9 protein-coding genes are annotated in these 17,037 nt (G+C 48.6%); all 9 read left to right on the top strand.

Going from position 1 to position 17,037, the window contains the following annotated elements; genetic code table 11:
- Positions 1 to 2 precede the first annotated feature (2 nt).
- The 9 genes from mobP3 (at position 3) to pglZ (ending at position 17,029) form a co-directional block, all read left to right on the top strand.
- Positions 3 to 1,961: a MobP3 family relaxase gene (mobP3, locus tag I2E77_RS04165; RefSeq protein WP_071430740.1), complete on the top strand. Its 1,959-nt coding sequence runs from the start codon at positions 3 to 5 to the stop codon at positions 1,959 to 1,961.
- A 12-nt stretch (positions 1,962 to 1,973) separates the two neighbouring features.
- A complete protein-coding gene (locus I2E77_RS04160) occupies positions 1,974 to 2,897 on the top strand; it encodes a DUF3991 and toprim domain-containing protein (RefSeq protein WP_071430738.1) in 924 nt (307 codons plus the stop codon).
- On the top strand, positions 2,879 to 4,729 hold the full coding sequence (locus I2E77_RS04155; RefSeq protein WP_071430737.1) for a type IV secretory system conjugative DNA transfer family protein: 1,851 nt from the start codon (positions 2,879 to 2,881) through the stop codon (positions 4,727 to 4,729). Before I2E77_RS04160 ends, I2E77_RS04155 begins: the two co-directional genes overlap by 19 nt.
- Complete coding sequence (locus I2E77_RS04150; protein WP_071430735.1) at positions 4,726 to 4,983, top strand: helix-turn-helix domain-containing protein; 258 nt, start codon at positions 4,726 to 4,728, stop codon at positions 4,981 to 4,983. The genes I2E77_RS04155 and I2E77_RS04150 overlap by 4 nt, the downstream gene beginning before the upstream one ends.
- Positions 4,984 to 5,367: 384 nt before the next feature.
- Entirely contained in the window at positions 5,368 to 5,610 is a 243-nt protein-coding gene (locus I2E77_RS04145; RefSeq protein WP_071430733.1) for a helix-turn-helix domain-containing protein, read from the top strand.
- A gap of 6 nt (positions 5,611 to 5,616) precedes the next feature.
- The gene (locus I2E77_RS04140; protein ID WP_087233699.1) at positions 5,617 to 8,106 is read left to right on the top strand and encodes a hypothetical protein; all 2,490 of its coding nucleotides are present in this window, start codon (positions 5,617 to 5,619) and stop codon (positions 8,104 to 8,106) included.
- Position 8,107: 1 nt separating this feature from the next.
- On the top strand, positions 8,108 to 10,468 hold the full coding sequence (locus tag I2E77_RS04135) for a phosphoadenosine phosphosulfate reductase domain-containing protein (RefSeq protein WP_071430729.1): 2,361 nt from the start codon (positions 8,108 to 8,110) through the stop codon (positions 10,466 to 10,468).
- 13 nt (positions 10,469 to 10,481) lie between these two features.
- Complete coding sequence (locus tag I2E77_RS04130; RefSeq protein ID WP_071430727.1) at positions 10,482 to 14,687, top strand: hypothetical protein; 4,206 nt, start codon at positions 10,482 to 10,484, stop codon at positions 14,685 to 14,687.
- An 11-nt stretch (positions 14,688 to 14,698) separates the two neighbouring features.
- On the top strand, positions 14,699 to 17,029 hold the full coding sequence (gene pglZ / locus I2E77_RS04125) for a BREX-4 system phosphatase PglZ (RefSeq protein ID WP_071430725.1): 2,331 nt from the start codon (positions 14,699 to 14,701) through the stop codon (positions 17,027 to 17,029).
- Positions 17,030 to 17,037 lie beyond the last annotated feature (8 nt).

Genomic DNA, 17,037 nt, shown 5'->3' with positions numbered 1-17,037 from the left:
CCATGGCAAAGCTCGTACAGAAAAGCGGCTATATCCAATCGGACAAGGCCGGCGGGTACATGAAGTACATCGCCACCCGTGAAGGCGTGGAGAAGCTGTCCGGAAACGGTCCGGTTACCAAAGGCCAGCGGGAGCTGATCCAAAAGCTGCTCCATGACTTTCCCGATGCTGCGGAGCTGTTCGAGTACGAGGACTACTGCAAGACCCCAACGCTTGGAACTGCCTCCGCATTCATCACCATGGCGCTGGATGCAAACCTTCATGAGATGAACTCAGAGAGCGGATACATGTCCTACATTGCCACCCGTCCTCGTGTGGAGCGTCACGGCGCACACGGCCTGTTCAGCTCCGCTCCGGCAGTTGACCTGAATGCAGCCATGTCCGAGCTGGAGGCCCATGAAGGAAATGTGTGGACCATCATCTACTCCCTGCGCCGGGAAGATGCCGCCCGCCTGGAATACGACAACGCGGATGCGTGGCGCACTCTGCTCATGATGCACACACAGGATCTGGCCAGGGCTATGCGGATACCGGTGGATCACTTCCGCTGGTACGCAGCCTTCCACAATGAGGGACATCACCCCCATATCCACATGATGGTCTGGTCGGACAATCCCAAGGAGGGCTTCCTGACCAGAGAAGGCATTGCGGCCATGCGCTCCAAGCTGACCAACACTATCTTCCGGGATGAGATGAATCAGATCTACGAGCGGAAGGATGTAGCCTACAAAGATCTGGTCGAGACAGCCCAGGACACCATGCGGGAGCTGATCCACAGGATGAATCACCAGCTCTGCGACAACCCCGTCATCGAGGAGCAGATGCGCCAGCTGGTGCAGGCTCTGGAAACCACCACCGGGAAAAAGCAGTATGGCTATTTGAAAAAGCCACTGAAAGCGTTGGTGGACACCATCGTGGATGAGCTGTCCCGACAGCCGGAAGTAGCGCAGTGCTACGAAATCTGGAATCAGATCCGGGACGAGCTGAACGAGTGCTACGGCAGCCGCACACCACGGGAGCATCTCCCGCTCTCCCAGCAGAGGGAGTTTCGCAGAATCAAGAACGACATCATCCGGGAGGCCGAGAACATCCGTCTCGGCCTCCCAACTTTTGAAGATGAAGCACTGCAGGACGAGCCTGAGCCGGAGGAAGCACAGGAGGAACATCGATCCACCAGCGTATACGATCAGGCACAGCGCTACCGTGCCGCCAAATCCGTGCTGCAGGATGTCTATGCGCTGGATGAGGAACACGCGGAAGCGGTTCGGGAGCTGGAGCAGCTCTGGGCAGAGGGATATACGGTGGCAGCCCACCAGCTGGGTAAGTTCTACCGGGACGACCTCTCCACCATGCGGGATCATGAAAAAGCCGAGCGGTGGTTTCGATTGTCCGCAGAGGCCGGAAATGACTTCTCGGAATACGCCCTTGGGAAACTGCTCCTTTCTCAGAAACGCACAGCGGAGGCATTGCGCTGGCTGGATAAGGCTGCCGGGCATGGAAACCAGTTTGCCCAATATCGTTTGGGAAAGCTCTACCTCGCCGGCGAGTCTGTAAAGAAGGATGTGAGAAAAGCTCTGGAGTACCTGACCGCTGCCGCCGAACAGGGAAATTCCTTTGCCCAATATACCCTGGGCAAGCTGTATCTCCTGGGCCGGGATGTGGAGCAGGATCGGGAGCAGGCCAGGGAGTGGTTCACACGCTCAGCCGCCCAGGGCAACCAGTACGCTCAATTCTTCCTCGACCGCTTCGACCAGTTCCGTGATCCGTCCGTGATGCTGGCGGCAACCAAGCTGCTCCATCACATGAGCCGGATCTTCCGGGATAATTCTGTACCGCCTCATAACCCGGCCGGAATCCGCATTGACTCCAAACGGCGCACACGCCTGATGGAGAAACGTATGGCCATAGGCCACAAGGCAGACGATCACGAGGAGCAGGTGTCGTATCAGCAGACCATGTAACAGGAGGGAACCATGTCAACCTATATTCACTTTACAGAAGAGCAAAGGCAGCGTGCCGCCGCTGTGGACTTGGAGGAGTTCCTCCGGTTCCGTGGCGAGAAGCTGATTCCGTCCGGCAGAGAGAAACGGCTGGCCAAGGACCACAGCGTCACCGTCCGCGGAAACGAGTGGTACGACCATGCCGAGGAGAGGGGCGGTCACGCCGTCAGCTTTGTGCAGCGCTTCTACAACCTCAGCTATCCCGAAGCGGTGACCATGCTGCTGGGCGGAGAAGTGGGTACCATCTACCCCTCTGCCGCAGAGCGGGTGGTGGAGCCGCCAAAGCCCTTTGTCCTGCCGCCGGTCCACTCCGATATGCGCAGGGTCTATGCCTATCTGGTGAAGCATCGGAACATTGACCGAAGTGTGGTAGCCCACTTCGCCAGGGAAAGGCTCCTGTACGAAGATGCGAAATACCACAATGCAGTATTTGTGGGCACAGATGAGGAAGGCGTCCCGCGTCACGCCCACAAACGGAGTACCAACAGCTACGGAAAAGCCTTCCGGCTCAATGTGGAGGGCTGCAATCCCCGCTACAGTTTTCACCATATGGGAACAGACGAAAGCCTCTATGTGTTCGAGGCGCCCATCGATATGCTCTCCTACATCACGCTCCATCCGGAGGACTGGCAGCGCCACAGCTATGTGGCCTGCTGCGGCACCTCCATCCAGCCGGTGGCGAAGATGCTGGAGCGGATGCCCCAGATTCACACCGTGCTGCTTTGTCTGGACAACGACGAGGCTGGCCACCTGGCCAACCAGCGCATGATGGCCCAGCTGGAAGCGGACTACACCGTGGAACGGCTCGTTCCGGAGAACAAGGACTGGAACGATGACTTGACTACAGTCAGAGAACAGAAATGCGAGGTGAACACATTATGCCAGAGTTTTGGATAACTCTGTTGGAGCAGCTCAAGGAGTCAAAGGTGGCTCTCCTGATTCTGGCCGGCGCCGGAATGTTTCTTGTCATCGGAGGACTTGCTGCGCTGTCCCACTGCTACACCCTGAGCGGCATCAAGTCCAGGACGGTGGGCGACGGACAGCACGGTACCGCGAGGTGGGCCACCGCAAAGGAGATCAAAAAGATCTATGCCCATGTCCCGTTCCGGGTCAGGGACTGGCGCAGCGGCCACAACCGCCCCGCGGAGCAGGGGCTGGTGCTGGGGTGCAAGGGCAAGAAGGGCGAGCTTACCGCTCTGGTGGACAGCGACGATATCCACTGCCTCATGATCGGCGCTTCCGGCATCGGCAAGACAGCCTATTTCCTCTATCCCAATCTGGAATATGCCTGTGCCAGCGGCATGAGCTGGCTGGCGCTGGACAGCAAGGGCGACCTTGCCCGGAATTACGGAACCATCGCCAAGGAGTGCTATGGGTACAATATCTCTGTTATCGACCTGCGTAATCCCACCCGCTCGGATGGCAACAATCTGCTGACGCTGGTCAACCGGTACATGGATATCGCCCGAAAGGAGCCGGGGAATCTGGCGGCCCGCGCAAAAGCAGAAAAATACGCCAAGATCCTGTCCAAGACCATTGTCAACCCGGACGGCGATGACAGCAACCGTGGGCAAAACGCCTTCTTCTACGATGCCGCCGAAGGTCTGCTCACCTCTGTCATCCTGATGCTGGCTGAGTTCCTGCCGCCCGACGAAGACCATCCCCAGGAGCGCCGACACATCGTCTCCGTGTTCAAGCTGGTGCAGGATCTTCTGGAACCCAGTGGCGTCAAGGGCAAGAGCCACTTCCAGCTTCTGATGGGCAAGCTGCCTCCGGACCACAAGGCGCGGTGGTTCGCCGGAGCCGCCCTCAACAGCGCCGAGCAGGCCATGGCCTCCGTCATGTCCACGGTCCTGTCCCGGCTGAATGCCTTCTTGGACAGCGAACTGGAGCAGATCCTGTGCTTTGACAGCGCCATCGACGCCGAGAAGTTTGCGTCGGAGAGGTCCGCCATCTTCCTGATCCTGCCGGAGGAGGACACCACCAAGAACTTTATGGCCGGTCTGATGATTCAGAATCTCAGCCGGGAGCTGTTTGCCGTGGCCGATGAGAACGGCGGCAAGCTGAAAAACCGGGTGGTGCTGTTCTGCGACGAGTTTGGAACCATGCCGCCCTTTGATATTCTGCCCCTGTTCTCCGCCGGTCGATCTCGCCGGCTGACGCTGGTACCCATCATCCAGTCGTTGGCGCAGCTGGAGAAAAACTACGGCAAGGAAGGCTGCGAAATCATTCAGGACAACTGCCAGGACACCATCTTCGGCGGTTTCGCCCCCAACAGCCAGACTGCGGAAGTCCTGTCCAAAGCCCTGGGCAGCCGCACCGTCCTCTCCGGCTCGGTGAGCCGAGGGAAGAACGATCCCAGCCAGAGCCTGCAGATGATGGAACGGGCACTACTCACCCCTGACGAGCTGAAATCCATCCCCAAGGGCAGCTTCATTGTCATGAAAACCGGTACCCATCCCATGCGGACCCGGCTCCAGCTCTTCCTGAACTGGGGCATCACCTTCGGGGAGCCGTACACTGTGCCGGAGCGGGCAAACCGAGCGGTGGCCTATGCCAATCGTGTGGATCTGGAACGGAATCTTCCGAAGTCTGCCAAGGCAGAGGAAGCAGCGGAACACCGGGGCTATGCGGTGTCCGGACACGGCGGTATGGCGCATGAACCAGTACAGGAGAGAACCCGAAAGCGGGGTAAAAGTATCAAATCCATGGAGGAAGAAAACACATGAGCTACTTTGGAACCATCTACGCCGACACCGAACTGCCCTCCAGAGCAAGGGCAGTTTATATGTACCTGCGGGATCGGTCAGACGCTGAGGGCAAGTGCTGGCCCGGCATCAAGACCATCGCCTCGGACATGAAGCTGTCCCGCTCCACGGTCAAGCGGGCTGTATCCGATTTGGAAAAAGCCGGATATCTGGTCAAAGCCCCCCGATACCGTCCCAACGGCAGCAGTACCTCCAATCTCTATACTGTAAAATAAAGAGAAAGTGGTTTGTACCAAAAAGTTGTACAAACCACTTTTGAAGGAATCGAATTTTTAAAACCTTCCACCAAGGGGAGGCTGCGCTCATGTGCTGGACCCAGGGGCGGTTCATTGTGAACCGCCCAGAAGGACTCACTCTAACTGAGATTTAATGCAGAGAAAGAAACTAACGGAAGAACGGCGGGGACTTGTCGGCAATGCGCTCCCGGCAAGTCCCTGCTTTTCTTCTGCCGGAGAGATTGTGCGTTCGCATAAAATTGCGATACGCTCTTGAAGATAATAGAGATTAGCGGTAAAATATAAGTCAAGTGTGTATTAAGGCCCGTTCTTTGAGAATCACCTTACAAAATATCTGTATTATCTGGAAGAAGGAGAGAGTACATGGCGCTTTCTTATAACCGTATGTGGAAGTTACTTGTAGATAAGAAAATGAGCAAAGCGGATTTGAGAAAAGCCGCAGATATTGCGCCGAATACAATGACAAAGCTACGGCGAGATGAAACGGTAAATCTCGCTATTTTGGGCCGTATATGTGAGACCCTCGACTGTGATTTCGGCGATATTATGGAATATGTAAAAGAATCAAAAAATAGTTCAAACACGCAAACATCTTCAAAGGAGTAGTTGTATATGGCAGAGAGGCAACCGTCCTGGGATAAATATGAAGCCGCTATCCTGTTAGAAGGGATCCTTGCCTCTATGAAAGGCGAGCTCACACGCTCAGACGCAGTTAAGGCAGTATCTCACGATTTAAGAGCAATGGCAGTTCATCGGGGCATAGAAATTGATGCGGTGTATCGTAATACAAACGGAATCTCATTTCAAATGAAAAGCATGGAGTCAGCATATTTGGGACGCACAGTTTTCAAACCGGCTACCAGACTTTTTACAGGGGTTGCAAGTTTGTATCATGACTCCCATGACGAGTATCAAAAATTACTGAAGGAGGCAAGAGCAATGATAATCGATGGAAAAACCGTTAAAGATGATTTCATGCGGTATCTTGCCGAACAAGTGTCTCCTGCCCAGCTTTCTGACTTTTATATTTGTTATTCTGAAATCGAAACCTTTTGCTTGAAAATAAAAGTCCTGCAAAAACCGTTGTTCCAGACAACAGACATCGAAACCATAAAGAAAGTTCAGCGCACAATTGAACAAAATAAATTCTTCAGAATAACCCGCAGAAAGCAGATCAATAAAATTGTTGCTGCAGGGCGATATTACTACAACTACATAAAAGAAGGGCTCTATTCTCGTATTGGCATTGAGGAAACAGCAGTTGAGGAATCCAACACCGCCACTCAGACATTTCAGCCACAACACACACATAATATCGCAAACGATACAATGTCAAAATCTGTTGCGAGTGAACAGTCGGATGAGATAAACAGCAGAAGTTTTTCTCGATACCTGTCGGAAACACTGAAAATGGCCGATGCTACCAGTCGGAGTTATTCTTCGGCAATAAATAATTGTGAGGTGTTTGCAAGAGAACACCAACTGCCTTCTTGGCAACTTTACACTTCTGATCGGCAAGCTGCGCAGGAAACGATTCGCTTACTCTTAAACGATGCGGATTTTTTGAGTTACAATGCGAGGCAGCATAATCGCTTCCGAGCGGCTTTGCAGAAGTTTCTTATGTTCATTGGGGCTGAGCCGCAACAGACTGTTCCTACAAAAGCGGACATAGATTCTGCGAGTCCTTACAGGAATGAAGGTTATGAGCAAGTGCTCAGAGAATATTTCATGAAGGGATTCCGTATGGATTCGCCTCTTGAGATACGCAAATTTAAGAGGTATTACACAGCAACCCATGCCACAGAGCTGACTGACTCTGATGATGACATCAGCAACAAAATCAAGCAACTATGCATTCTTTACGAGGGGAAAGCCTTTCTCCCAGATGTCATGTTGAGCGAAGATCGAAAGGAAGAACTGCTGGATTACATCGAGAGCGCCTTTGCAGACGGGAAAGCAGCTATTTATTATCAAGCGATTTTTGCCGAATTTTCTGATGTGTTCTTGGACTACCATATTCACGATGCCGATATGCTGAAAGCGTACTTGACCTCTATCGGAAACGGAAGATTTTTCATCAACAGAAGTTTTATATCGAAAACGCCCGATGTCAGCATGGACCCGCTATCGGAAGTTCGCTCTTGCTTGCAAAACTTTGGAAGACCGGCGACTTATGATGAGCTTTTTGCTGCACTGCCGCATCTTCCACAGAGTAAAATAAAGTTGATCCTTGCCAGCAATGTTGAATTCGTCAACAATGGCCGCAGCGAATACTTCCACGAAAGTATTGTCCATTTGTCTGATGAAGAATTGGATGGAATTGCTGAAATCATCCAGAGGACCATTGACGAAAGGGATTTCATTGGTGGTAATGAGCTTTATGATGCAATCCGGGCAAAATATCCCTATATCATAGAGGAAAATCACACCCTCTCCGTGTATGGGTTCCGGGATGCACTAAAGGCAAAATTAGGTGATAAATTTTCGTTCAAAGGAAATATCATCAGCCGCTCGGGTCAGGAAATCTCGATGGTGGATGTGTTTGCAAAATATGCAAGAAGTCATGATAGTTTCACGCTGTCTGAGCTTCAGGGATTGGCGGATAGCCTCGCTACGACCATATACTTTGATACCGTTTACGAAAACAGCCTGAGAATCAGCCGGGATCAATTTGTATCGAAAGCAGCGGCCCAGTTCCCCGTTGCTGACATAGATGAGGTGCTGGACCGAATCTGTACGGAAAAGTATATTCCCTTGCCGGAAGTAACGAACTTTGGCGCACTCCCCTATGTGGGATTTCCCTGGAACAGCTTCTTGTTGGAACATTATGTGGCAAGTTACAGTCAGAAATATCTGCTCCTACATAGCAGCTTTAATGGAACTGAATGCGCCGGTGCAATTGTGAAGCGTTCCGCAGGCATCGGCAGCTTTGATGACTTGATCATTGACCTGCTGGCCAACAACAATCAAATAGAGATGAAAAAAGCCCCCGTGCTTCAATATCTGAGTGACAATGGATATCTTGCCCGCCGTAGATACTCAGAAATAGAATCGCTCATTATCAGAGCAAAAGCACAGAGGCAAAGGAAGGACACCGACTAATATGTACTCATATACCTGGGATGCCGAGACGGGCGGACTGCTGCTGAACAGCTCACCGCTTTCCTTCAGTAAGGAACCTCGTCCGGTGTATTACAAAGAACTGGATATTCTTGGATTTGACCGGTATTGGAATTATGCAAAGAATGACTCCTACCCCTATATGTGGGCGGAAGCCAACAATTATTTCTACCGGGGACGGCAGGTTGCCAAGACCAAAGGCGGCAGTCTTTATACCCCACCTGAAATTGTGATTATGGACGAGCCAGAGCCCGATGGACAACCTCTCCGCTTTGTTGATATTCCCGCTATGGTCGAAAAGAACCGGGATTTGTTGGAGAAACTGGCCGCAGAAACAATAAAGAAAATATACAACATTTATGTTGAATACATGGATCGGGTCGATGTCTTCTATGTGGCGTTCAGTGGCGGCAAGGATAGTGTAGTAGCCCTCGATCTGGTGCAGCGTGCTTTGCCGCACAATAAATTCAAAGTGCTATTTGGCGATACGGGAATGGAATTCCCGGATACATATAAAATAGTCGAAGAGATTGAACAGCACTGTAAAGACGCAAAGATTGAATTTTTAAGAGCAAAGTCTGACTTCGACCCGAAAGTCACATGGAGGGAATTTGGACCGCCAGCGCAGACGATGCGATGGTGTTGTAGTGTGCATAAAACTGCGCCTCAAATCATCTTACTGAGAGAGTATACCAATAATCCTCATTTTAGGGGAATGGCCTTCACAGGAATCCGAGGAGATGAAAGTGCTTCTCGAAGTGAATACGAAGGTATTAGTCACGGAGAGAAAGTTCGTGGACAATATAGCTGCCACCCAATCCTTGAATGGAACTCCGCCGAATTGTTTTCCTATATCTATGAGAGACAACTCTTGATAAATGATGCCTATAAAAAAGGAAATAGCCGTGCAGGATGTCTTGTGTGCCCGTTAGCCACATCGAAAAATATGTATTTTAAGGAACAAGCATACAGCTTTAGTGATGAGGGATATCGGACAACCACAACATTCAATAACATTATTCTGGAAACAACCTCCAAAGAGTTGTCTAATCCGAGCGCCGTCAAGGAGTTTATGGACATTGGTGGATGGAAAGCACGAAGAAGTGGAAAAGAATTATCATTCGCCAAAAGTTATACAAATGAATCATTTGAACAAGGTGTACTTACAATTCAAGTATCCCGTATAGAAACTGATTGGAAGCAGTGGATTAAAACAATTGGCAATGTAACCTTTCTGGAGAATGGTAATGTCGAAGTGCTTTGCAGAGATAAGTTGTATCACATTGAGATTGCCGAAAATACCAACGGACTAACTGCTACAGTTGTGATAGGGAAAAATACCCAGAAAGACATTTATTTTATGTCAGAATTGAAGACTGTGTTCAGAAAAACCGCATATTGCATTGGCTGTAGAGTATGCGAGGCGAATTGTCCGCATGGGTTTATTTCTATGAAGGATGGCCATGTAACAATCGATGACCGATGCGTAAAATGCAAAAAATGTCACGATGTATTCCATGGTTGCTTAGTAGCCAACTCGTTGCGATTGCCGAAAGGAGAAAAGAAAATGGGGAGCATTGACAGGTATGGAAATATGGGCATTGAACTCGATTGGGTTAGATCGTATTTCAAATTAAAGGATGAATTTTGGACTTCTCCTCACAGCCTTGGAACCAACATGGTTAAAAATCTCAAGAGCTTCTTGAACGATGCCGAAGTTACTGCTAAATCTAAATTTGCACCCTTTGGTAAAGTTATTGATAATATTGGAATAGAGAATTCCGACGCTTGGGCATTGATTCTTTGCAATTTGACATACACATCGGAGTTTAATTGGTGGGTCAAAAACATTGATTTTTCCACAACGCACACCCCTGATACCATTTATGCAATGCTGGATGACTCAATGAGTAAAAATTCTCGTTCACACATTGTCTCCGCATATAAAAACATCCTGATTTCTATTCCTCAATTAAGCAATGAAATCGGCCTGGGTGTCTGTGACTACACGCTAAAAAACGGAAAGCGTTTTTGGAATAGCGTGGTTCGCATCCCCTGGGAAAATCCGAATCCGCTTGTCATTCTTTACAGCTTATATAAATTTGCAGAGGCTTGCGGGGATTACCACCAGTTTACATTGTCCCGCCTCTTAAACCATGACCTCGAAAGTGACGGTGTTAGTCCTACTGAGATTTTTGGTCTTGACCGCAATCAGATGGAAAAGATTTTGAATGGTTTGACTATCAACTATCCAGATTTCCTCAACGCCAGCTTTACACTGGACCTGGATAATATCACTCTCAACAGCGAAAAGACATCTCAGGATGTGCTGAATCTGTTCTAAGGAGGAAGATGCTATGCCGATGTTGGAAAAATACCGTCATTATTTCAATATTGATCCGGATTATTTCCCCGCCGTGAACGAGGCGGTCATCACGAAGAACCCGGAAGTGTGGAAAAAATTCTTCCCCCACGAGACCTTCGTGAAACTTCTGAAGAACACGGTCAGCGTCCTGGAGCGCAAGCAGAAGCTCTGTCTATGGGTGGAAGGTGCCTACGGAACCGGTAAATCCCATGCCGTTCACACGCTCAAAAAGCTGCTGGATTCCAGCGAAGAAGAAACCCGTGAATACTTCCAGAGACATAAAATGGACAACGACCTGTACAACCGCTTCCAGGCCGTGAAGTCCAGCGGTCGTATCTTGACCGTTCACCGCTATGGTTCCGCTTCTATCCGCAGCGACCATAATCTTGTCTTTGCCATCCAGGAAAGCATTGAAAAGGCGCTTGTTGATGCCGGAATTGAAAACAAGGGCGGGAATGCGCTGAAGGATGCTACCATTGCATGGCTCTCTGACAAGGATAACAAAAACTACTTCAACGGACTGATCACTGGCACTTACTCTGACCTCTTTGGCGGAGATGACGCCGATACGGTGATTGAGAAGTTGCGCACCTTCTCCGGCGAGGCGCTGGCAAGGATTATGGACAATATCTTCAAGGTAGCCGATGAGCGTCAGGTAAAAGCTCTGTCGCTGAGCGTGACCGATTTGGGCAACTGGATTCGTGAGGTCATCCGGGCAAACAGTTTGAAGGCGATTGTCTTTATGTGGGACGAGTTTACCGAATATTTCTACAACAACGCCCGCAATCTCACCGGATTTCAGGAGCTTTGTGAAATCAGCGAAACCGATCCCTTCTATTTTGTGCTGGTGACCCATGTGACCCAGGGCCTGTTCCATGAGCGCGACCAGGACTTCATCAAGCTGAACGGACGCTTTGTCAGTCCGCACAGTTTAATCAGCCTGCCTGAAAATATTGCATTCCAACTCATGGGTGCAGCCATGGAGAAGAATAAGGACGAAGTTGTTTTGGCAGATTGGGAGGTAGCCCTTGGCGACCTGACTGATAGAACACAGGCATCCCGTAAGCTGGTGAAGTCGGTGGCTCGGATCACCGACAAAGAGATGATCGATATTCTCCCGATACATCCCTATGCCGCCCTGCTTCTCAAGCATATTTCCTCTGCGTTTGATTCCAACCAGCGCAGTATGTTTGACTTTATTAAAAATGACCGTGGCGATGAAATCAAGGGGTTCCAGTGGTTTATTGACAATTTCGGGCCAGAGGACGACAACCCGCTGCTTTCCGTCGATATGCTTTGGGAATTCTTCTATGATAAGGGAAAAGAATATCTATCGCATGATATTCGCTCTATTCTGGACTATTACAATCGTGCTGGGAATCAGCGCCTTGATTCTGACCAAAAACGTGTACTCAAAACGGTTCTTCTGTTGCAGGCAATTTCTCAATATGCCGGCGACTCTGTTGAGCTGTTTATTCCCAACGAAAAGAACCTTGACAACGCTTTTGAAGGGACTGATATGGAAGGCTCCGCAGCGAGATGTGCGGATCAGCTTGTTCGAGAAAAGGTGTTGTTCTCCAAGTCCCTTGGCGGTGGAAAATTCCAGTATGCTGCTTACAACCATGAAAACGAAATTGATGTAACACCTTTTGAGGAACAGATCGACCGCAAGAGCACCTCGGCTTTTATCACAGAGGAACTTGCTGACAGAACTCGTATCGTGGATGCAATCAGCCTTGGTGGAGCTTTGAAGCTTCGCTATGAACTGCGCTATGTTTCGTCTTCCGACTTTGATTCTACAATCAAGCAGCTTCGCAACACGGAAGAAAAGTATGCAAATAAGATCGTTGCTGTTGTATGCTTTGCGAAAGATGATGCAGAAAGTGTGGTTCTGGGCAAGAAAATACATGACGCCCTTGCTGCTGGCACCTACAACATGATTTTCATTGATGCCAGCCGTACTCCGTTTGGTGCGGATGGCTATGGCGTGTATCGTCACGATATGGCGTTATCTATGTCCCAGCAAGGAAAAGACCCTGCATTAGTTACTCAATATGCCAACAATGCAAAAGATTCTCTGAAGAAATGGAAAACCCGCATTGCAGGCGGTGAGTTTATGGTTCACACCGCAGATAAGCCGGATGGGGAACGTGCTACTACGCTGGACGCTCTGTACGGCCTTCTTGCAGAAATCAACAAGAAAAAGTTCGTGTCCTGCCTTGAGGGCTCTTACAATGTCATTGCCAATATGTATACACCGAGCAGCTTGAAGCAAGGTGTTGAGTGCGCATTCAATGAGAAAACAGCTGGTACCTTCCTGTCCGGCAGTCCCGCCACAAAGTTGGAAATCGCTCTTGACGGCGCATGGAAGGTTCCCGAATACTGGCTTTCCAAGCCTCATCTCTTGATTTCCAAAATCAAGCTGTGTGTTGATGAAATTGTAAACGATGGCTTCCAGAACGGTGGTGGCCGTGTATCTATCAAGCAAATCTATGACGTTTTGAAGGCGGCACCTTATGGTTTTATGCCCTGTAATCTGTCTGCATTTATTATGGGCTTTGTGCTGAAGGAATACGCCTCTGGGACATATAGCTGGAGCGATGGGCTTACCAACGACATTTTGAATGTTGGCAAACTCAAGGAAATGATTGACGAAGTTATTCGCCTTGAAATCACGCCGAATCCTCGCTATAAGGATAAATATATCGTTGCGATGACCCCCGCAGAGAAGGCTTTTAACGAAATTACTTCTGTGGCATTTGGGATTCCGCTTAATATGTGTACTTCGGTTCCAAACACCAGAGAACGCATCCGCAACAAGATGAAGGAATTCTCCTTCCCGATTTGGACTTTGAAGTATATTCTGGACAAAGAATCGCTTCAGACGGAAACCTCCGTGTTGTCCGAAATCATTGATTCTTTTTGTGGAATTGCCAACAGCAATAACATGGGTACAGCGAAGAGCGATAGCGATATTGCCATGGCAATCGGAAATCTTGCCCTTTCCAATCCAGATGCCGCAAAAGATTTGCAAACGATTTTGACCAAGGAAAAGTGTACCCAGGGTATGGCTGCCTACCTTGAAACCTTTGAAAATGGTACGCTTGTCTCTCTTGCTAAAACAGTTGGCGATGGCGGTCAATACCTCAATGTTCTCCGCAGGAAGTTTGATGCGGATGCGGCGAATTGGGTTTGGAATGTCGAAACCGCACAGCAGAAAATCCGTGAGGTTATTCTGGAGTATCAAATCATTGTAGAAAGCAATAAGATTATCTCCAAAAGCATCTCCTATGATGCGACCATACGGGAGTGGTGTGACAAGTGCGGATATATTCGCATCTCCTATGCAGCTGCAAAAAATTATCTTGATGAACTTGGGCCATTCCTCGGAATGCTCTATAACCTGAAAAAAGCAGGAACGCTGCTGGATTCCCAGAAGCAGTCTTTCCTGGAACTTGTTCAGGCAAACGGAAGCGCATTCCGCAACTTCTACAACAACCAGGTTGATCTGTTCAACCGTGTGTGCGGATACTATCTTGATGGGCTTTCAGAAGACGAAATCAAGGATGTGTTTGACACGATGCCTGCTGGCTCATTCACCTACGAAAAAGCAGACTATCTGAATCAGGTTGAAGCGAAGGTTGGGGCCTATAAGGAAGGCCAGAAAAACACACAGTTAAAGAAACTGTGGAGAGAGAAAACTGGGACTGACTCTCCTCGTGACTGGTCGAAAAAACACAAGATGCCTATTCTGTGTCTTATCCCTGACAACGAGGTTGCAAAAGCAAAAGCTGCATTTGGAGCTGTCAACCGTGCCAAAGCGGATGAACAGGCAATCGACCGTGCCATGGAATATTTTGCGTCTGCAAAATTCTTTGACCTTCTGGATGATAGTGCCGCTTTGGACAAAGCGTTTAGAGACAGTATCATCGGAAACTATGCGGTTATGCTTCTAAATATTCAGGAAGTGAAAGATTACCTTGACTCTCACATCACAGCAGAGCCGTTTGAGTGGTTCGGCCTTCCCGAAATTGAAAAGAAGCTTCGTCAAATGGCAGAGGCGAAATATAACCAGGGTGGTTGTGAACGTGCCCTCGCCAAGATCGATGAGATGGATATTGCTGATGTGAAGAAGTATCTAAAGGACCTCATTCGGGATAACATGGTTGTTGGCATGGAGATTATCAAAGGGAACTGAGGAGGTGCAAAATGACCATCCAAGAAGTCATTAAAAAAATTGACCGCTATCTGAAGAAAGATAATGTCGAGCCTCTTATCGTAGATGTTCAAAACAAGGCAGATTTGGAAGCCATCATGCTCCACTATCAATTGCCCCAAAATGTCTTTCTTTGTGCCTCTGATGCGGCGTTTTGCAAACCTGATGAATTCCCTGTCATCCCCAACATTCTTGAACGCCTTGCTCATGAGAATACCAACTTTTTTGTCAGTGAGATCACGAGCTTCCTCAAGTTAAAAGGCGAAAAGGCCTTGGTGCAAGAATTAAAAGAACTTCTATCTATGAGCACTGAGGGCCATGCAGTTATCCTCACCTTTCAATGTGTGGAATACTTGCATACCCTTATTAAAAATGACAGGCGCCTTGATAGCAGAATTTGCGTTTTAGAGGGGATACCATCCGCTCGTCCTAAGCTGATTTTTACCGCAGAGGGCATTCAACCTACGGACGCAAGTGCGCTGGTAAAAGGGCTTCGAGGCATGGCCAAGGCGGTGGAATCAGCCGCAGCAGAGATTCTATACATCGAGACTGCAAAAAGCAAGGATCAGTATCCGTTTTCGCTCTATACGATCTCAGATTTGAAGAATCCTTATGAAGTATTGTGTCATTTGGACGCAATGACATCTGTACTGCCAGAAAGTTACGGAGATGAAGAGAACTGGCAGTATGCTTTGACAGAGTTTCGGAAATATTCTTCTTGGCAACAGTTGATTTCCGCCCAAATAGGGAGCGTCAACAATTTGGATATTGTTATCTCTACTTACAAACAAAAAGCTTCTAACAAGAAATGGCTTTGGTTGTACTTTATCGGGCTCAAACTGTTCCATGCGGGAAACAACTCCTACTTCAACAAGGCAATAGAAACGGCTACTTCCCCATCCGGGCTGATTCACAGCTTGTATCGTACTATCTTAGAGGAAGATCCGACCGACAAAGACTTTATTTCCCAATATAGACAAAGAAAAGACCTTTTGAATTCCATTGAAAACCCACTTGATGAGGTCAGTGGATTTTGCAAGATAGTCCAAAGCAAGGGGAAATATGCGCTCTGCTACCTGACAGACAATACCCTTCAGGAAAAGGAGCTTATTTTCAAGCTGTTGGATAGATACAGTGAGGACTTCGGGAGAGCAGAACTTCTTGATATATTGGAGCGAATTTATCCTGATCTTCGGGCGTATCTGACAGCGTACCATTTCAAAAGTGAACTGCTTGATAACTATTTCCAGGAGTACAAATATCAGAAGGTTGTCAATAAGATTTTCCCGGACTTCATGACACTTGTCGAAAAGCAAGCAGTCGATCGGGATTATAACAGAATTCTCCCGCCACGCAGTTCTGTGATAGAAGGAATTGATGTAACGGATACCCAGACTTATTTTACAGATGCAATGGGCGTGGAGTATCTTGGCTATATCATGTCCAGATGTCATGCACTTAAACTCATGGCGAAAGTTACTGTGTGCAGATGTGAGCTTCCATCCATCACCAGTCGGAACAAGGAATTTTGGGATGTCCTATCCACAGATCGATTCCCCATCATCTCTGTTGATAAGATAGATAAAATCAAGCATCACGGTGAGGAAGGCTATGATTATAGTCGAGAGGATCGTAAGCTCCCGATTCATTTGATTCGTGAACTGGAGCTGATTGATGAACTCCTGAAGAAAATCAAAACAAACCTCACAAACGGCGACTATCAAAAGGCCATCTTAATTGCAGACCATGGTGCCAGTCGGCTTGCTGTAATTCACGGAACCGAAAATCTATGGGAAATGCAATCAAGCGGGAAGCACTCTGGGAGATGTTGTCCGAAAAGTGAGGTCGATGAGAGGCCGGACAGTGCCACGGATGCGGAAGATTTCTGGGCGCTTGCCAATTATGACCGTTTTAAGGGAAGCCGGAAAGCGAATGTTGAGGTTCATGGCGGCGCAACATTGGAGGAAGTTACCGTACCGATTATCGAGATTTCGTATCTTAACGATGCCGTTGAAGTTAAAATAATGCCGATTGATTCAACTGCAACATTTACGGGTATCCCCGAAATTTTCGTTAGTTTCCGCAAGAAAGCTGCCATTAAAGTATTTTCTACGGAAAAGTTGGTGGATGTCAGCGTCGTAATAGACGGTCATACCTACGAAGCAAAACCGACTGCTGATAATTTCTATGTTGTTGAGGAAATGACTGAAATTCGTCGTGCCAAGACATACAGCGTAGATGTATTTGCCGGTGGAATGCCTGTTGCCACTGGCCTGCCACTTCGAGTGAAAAAAGAAAGCGGCAGCGAAAAGAACATTCTGTAAGGAGGGAT

It is taken from the genome of Anaeromassilibacillus sp. 1001302B_160321_C8 (assembly GCF_015554745.1).
GTDB lineage: Bacteria > Bacillota > Clostridia > Oscillospirales > Acutalibacteraceae > Anaeromassilibacillus > Anaeromassilibacillus stercoravium.
Note: the sequence above shows the minus strand (reverse complement) of the source record. Positions and strands in the feature narration are given on the sequence as shown.

Bases quoted from the DNA above. Each gene is read 5' to 3' on its own strand.
- I2E77_RS04155 (WP_071430737.1), top strand. From the start codon at position 2,879: ATGCCAGAGTTTTGGATAACTCTGTTGGAGCAGCTCAAGGAGTCAAAG.
- pglZ (WP_071430725.1), top strand. From the start codon at position 14,699: ATGACCATCCAAGAAGTCATTAAAAAAATTGACCGCTATCTGAAGAAA.
- I2E77_RS04150 (WP_071430735.1), top strand. From the start codon at position 4,726: ATGAGCTACTTTGGAACCATCTACGCCGACACCGAACTGCCCTCCAGA.
- I2E77_RS04140 (WP_087233699.1), top strand. From the start codon at position 5,617: ATGGCAGAGAGGCAACCGTCCTGGGATAAATATGAAGCCGCTATCCTG.
- I2E77_RS04145 (WP_071430733.1), top strand. From the start codon at position 5,368: ATGGCGCTTTCTTATAACCGTATGTGGAAGTTACTTGTAGATAAGAAA.
- I2E77_RS04135 (WP_071430729.1), top strand. From the start codon at position 8,108: ATGTACTCATATACCTGGGATGCCGAGACGGGCGGACTGCTGCTGAAC.
- I2E77_RS04160 (WP_071430738.1), top strand. From the start codon at position 1,974: ATGTCAACCTATATTCACTTTACAGAAGAGCAAAGGCAGCGTGCCGCC.
- mobP3 (WP_071430740.1), top strand. From the start codon at position 3: ATGGCAAAGCTCGTACAGAAAAGCGGCTATATCCAATCGGACAAGGCC.
- I2E77_RS04130 (WP_071430727.1), top strand. From the start codon at position 10,482: ATGCCGATGTTGGAAAAATACCGTCATTATTTCAATATTGATCCGGAT.